The organism is Psychroflexus sp. MES1-P1E, assembly GCF_002836055.1.
GTDB lineage: Bacteria > Bacteroidota > Bacteroidia > Flavobacteriales > Flavobacteriaceae > Psychroflexus.
Genome location: NZ_PJBS01000183.1, coordinates 1 through 4,451 on the forward strand (window position 1 = coordinate 1; position 4,451 = coordinate 4,451).

4 protein-coding genes are annotated in these 4,451 nt (G+C 28.8%); all 4 read right to left on the minus strand.

Annotation, left to right across the window (positions count from 1 at the left end; genetic code table 11):
* Positions 1–299: 299 nt before the first annotated feature.
* On the minus strand, positions 300–1,049 hold the full coding sequence (locus CXF67_RS08245; RefSeq protein WP_102088325.1) for a helix-turn-helix domain-containing protein: 750 nt from the start codon (positions 1,047–1,049) through the stop codon (positions 300–302).
* 363 nt (positions 1,050–1,412) lie between these two features.
* The gene (locus CXF67_RS18160; protein WP_180957926.1) at positions 1,413–1,565 is read right to left on the minus strand and encodes a hypothetical protein; all 153 of its coding nucleotides are present in this window, start codon (positions 1,563–1,565) and stop codon (positions 1,413–1,415) included.
* Between the two features lie 882 nt (positions 1,566–2,447).
* On the minus strand, positions 2,448–3,527 hold the full coding sequence (locus CXF67_RS08250; protein WP_102088326.1) for a 3-keto-alpha-glucoside-1,2-lyase-like domain-containing protein: 1,080 nt from the start codon (positions 3,525–3,527) through the stop codon (positions 2,448–2,450).
* A gap of 63 nt (positions 3,528–3,590) precedes the next feature.
* Positions 3,591–4,451 (minus strand): helix-turn-helix domain-containing protein (locus CXF67_RS08255; RefSeq protein WP_257984635.1); only part of this gene is annotated, 861 nt, incomplete at its 5' end.

Consider the following 4,451-nt stretch of genomic DNA (forward strand, 5'->3'; position numbering starts at 1 on the left):
TCCCTGTAGCTTTTATGTTTTTAGAGTTGTTTATCTTTTTTTATTTAGACTAAAATGTTACAAATTATTTTTTGGGTTTATCAAACCTACTGTGTTTTTAATTCTAAACTCTTGACATATATCAAGTAATTACTCTTTAACTTTATAATGTTATGCTTTAAGGCTTAACGCTGTTTTACCTTTTATAGTAAAATTAGTGTTATTGCCATCAGATGCTTCATGTCCCTAACATTACCAGAAACAAATGGCATGCAACCACATCATTGTTCATAGATATTATACTTAGTACTAGCACAAAGCTACATATTAGGTATGATAGAAATTTGTAAAAATCGGTCGTTTTGGTTATTTGATAGACTTTTTGGAGTATTGTTGGAATACTTTTTTATTTCTTTATTAAAATGAGATCTGTCATAATAATTTTGATTAGACATTAAATCTCCTCTTTTGAGGTCTTTAAATGATGCCGAAAACCGTAATATATTACAATAGCTTTTTAATGAAAGCCCGAACATTTTATTAAAATATCTGTTGATTTGCCTGCCAGACCAAAATAATTTATCAATATAAAAACTCACCCTTTCATTACCCTTAGTTTGACTCAACAACTTAAATAGATGAAGTTTTCGATCGTCTAGATTATTTTCTTTATTGACTTCTTGACTTATTATTGAACTTAACCTATCGGTCGTGTCTGAGTTTTCTGAAAAGTCAAATGAATTTAGATTCAAAAAGGTGTCGGGTAGCTTTTTTTCTGAGTTTAACAACGGAGCAATACTTTCGTAGAATACATATTCCGCAGCTGGTAATTTGAATTGTATTCCAAAAAGTTGATGGTTTGGAAGAATTAACACTTTAACCTCTTTTGTATAGAGTCCTGTTAGTTCGGTACTTTGGTAATTGTAATTATCAAAGCGAACGATAACATCAAAAAAACCATCAGGTAAAATGGTGTAATTAAGATTTTCTGATGAATCGTTGTCTAACCACCAAAAACATCCTATGTACTGTTTCAGAAAATCATTAGGCTCTTGTTGAGAGTAGGTCATAATTATTTATTTGAATACAGGAACAAGCTAAGTGCTATATGAAAAATATTTTTATAAAGTAGCTCAACTTAAGATACCTAGTGACGGAAATGCTGTTGTGAAGAGAAATAAAGATAATCAGCAATAAAAAGTAATCTGTGGGTTGTTATCCAATGTTCACATGCTTAAAGTTCTTCATTACTTATACTTCAAGTTTGTATCAAATTAGACAATGCACATCCCTCCCACTAGATTCTACTTAACCAAAACTTTTTATTTTGGTTTATCTTTTAATTTAAAAAACCCAATCAAAAAGATTACGTGCACTTAGTTTAAATCTCTAAACATCATATATTCATAAGAAAAATCTGTTCCATTATTTTCCTAATACTCTTCATTTTTAGATAAATCATCATAAACAGGAATAATCTGGGTCTCTAAAATTGAATCATTAGTGATAGTTTTAATTGAGCCCATGACCATTTTAGACATATTACCCTGTACTAAAGCTGTGTTAACACAGAGTAAAAATGTCATTGGCACTATTAATCAACTTATAATATTTTGTTTAACTCTAATTATATTTAATTTTAACTGTTTGCGTTATCTTATTTTATGTGGAAATTACTTGAGATGATCATGTTTCCCTGTATTTTCAACTTGAAATATTTTATTTTCAATGAAATCATCAAAAAATTGTCGACTACATAAAACGATATTAACGTTAACACAAAGTTGAGGTAACTTCAAAATATAAAAGTTGTCATATGACAACGTTTTTATTTTGAAGTTTTTTAAAAATGTTCAAAGACCCTGTGTGTGTTATGGAGCGTGTGAATAGTCTTTTTATAGCTGAAACTTGCTGTTTTTATTATTGTTTTTTCTAATTTATTTTAACACAAAATTCTATAAACAATAGAACATACCACAGGACTATTGTCACTAATAATTTGTGACAAATATCACACTCTGAAGTCCTTTATTTTACGAATTAATCGGCTTAAGGCTTCTCAACTGGCAACTAAATAATTGCAATTACTAATATGTAATTTGCTGTTTTCATTTTTATTTCTTTCCTAAATTAAAGGGTTTGTTACTGGAAACTTTTGACCTATGTCAAATAATTACTTTTCAAGAAAATTCTAGTAGGTTAATACTAATGATCTCATGAAATCACCCGACCAAACTGTTTTTTTTTATTTGTTTAGTGCACTTCTATTTTTTCATAGATACAAGCAATACCACAAAGTTACTTACTAGGAATAATTGGAATTTGTAAAAATCGGTCGTTTTGGTTATTTGATAGATTTTTCCGCGTGTGGTTCGTAAGAAGTCAAAAAAGAAAATAAACTAGTGAAAAAACTTTCCTGTTTTTCAGGTAAACATAGAACGAACAATAATTATTTGTTATAAAATGTATTATTCTAATTTTCCCAATAAGCCCCATCCATATGCTTTGTCGATAACAACACAATGAAGTGTGTTTTTGCCTTTTTTTAGGTTTACAAATAATGTGTTCGCATTTATATCTAAATGACCTTGGTATTGTTTTCCTTTAGATCTAAATGCATTATTACCTTTAAAAATTTCTTTTCCGTTGAGATACACCATTATTTTATCGCTGTAATCAAATGAGAATGACTTTACTTGATTTTTGTTCGATTCAATAACAGTGGAAGCCACAGCATAAACTTCTTTGTTTTGTTCGAAATTGCCAGCAGATGGCTTTTCTATATATTTAGAGAACGGTAATAAACCTGATTTTTCAGTAGTTACCTTATTATATTCTTCTTTTGAAAAATTGTTAAAGTTCAGTTTGTGTTCAGTATATGGGAATGCTTTTGTGATATTCCACTTCGATATAATGCTGAAATCTATATTGGTCTGCGTTTCCGTTTTTGTTACATTCACAGCTTCTTTATTGGTTAATCTAAAATTCGAAAATCGATTAGTAAACAACGAAAATAGCCCTATTTCTCCCTTAGAGAGTGTCGTTCGAAGGTTATCGATCTTAAGTACCTTTTCATTATTCACATAAACAGCAGCTTTATTATTGTTTACTTCAATACGTAAAGTATTCCAGCCTTTATCTTTAAAAGTAACATTTGCTTGGTGTTCTCTATACAATTGCCAGTTTGATTCATCATTATAAATTGGTGCGTATTGTAAGGCATCAGCTTGATTGGTTTTATGAAGTCTCATATAAACTTCCTCCATTGTTTTTTCTTGCTTTCTGAATATAATTCCCGCAAAACTTCTAGATTCATTGGCATACATATCAACTTCTATAGTTCCGTTTGAGAAGTTTATATTTTTTAAAATTACTTTTCCATTTAAAACAAGCGTTTCTCTATTATCAAATGTTTCGAAAGTAGATTCTCCCTTGTAGACTTTCCAATTTAAAGAATTCATAGGAGTAATAATCGTATTATTTTGTGCATTTGATATTTGCAAACTCATTAAAATAATAGACAAATTGAAATAGAATAAATTTTTCATAACATTAGTGAATTTTCACTTAGAGCAAAGGTTGCATTTTATTTTTGCCAAGAATGTATCGTTTTAAGACGAATAAGTATCACTTTGGTAATGTCGACGATATATACTAGGCGTTACGTTTTCATGTCTATTGAAAAAGCGCGTCATATTATTGGCTTCGCTAAAGTTTAGTACATCTGCAATTTCAGAAACCGTTTTGTTGGAATACCGCAGTTCCATTTTAATCTCTTGCAGTAATCTAATATGAATGATCTCTATTGAAGTACTCCCTAAGTATGTTTTTAAAATTTCATTTAATTGGTATCTAGAAACGTTTAGGATTTTACAATAAGCTTCTACAGAATGAAATTTTCGAATATTTAATTCTAGCGCTTCCTTAAATTTATAAAGTACTGAATCCGCTTGTGTTTCTGGTGAAAGATTATAATTTTTTGAAAACAGCCTGTTCAATTTTGATAAAGAAAAATACAAAAGAGAACGTATAATATGAAGGCTATCATTTTGGAAATTATTCAGTTCTGATATAATTTCGTTTAGTATGAATTGAATTTTATCGTATTCTACTTTTTGCAATTGTAAGTATTGGGGATGCTTTGAATTGTAAAAATATTGAAGCCTGTATACAAAAAGTTTATCCTCAAAAAAATCTGATAAGAAATCATTTTGAAAAACGAGATGAAAACCTTTGACTTCAGAAACATCTATTTCACAACTCTTTTTTTGGTAAGGAGAAATAAAAAAAAACGTATTTTTTTCAACATTAAATGTATTTCCATTTAACTCAATACAACCTTTTGCCTTTTCGAAAATAAAAATTTCAAAAAAGTTAGTTGTATGAGGATTGGGTTCAAAAAAAGCATTAGGATTTGTTTCAAATTTATGTAAATCCATTAGAAGTTCAAATCCATATTTTTTCTTTTCAAA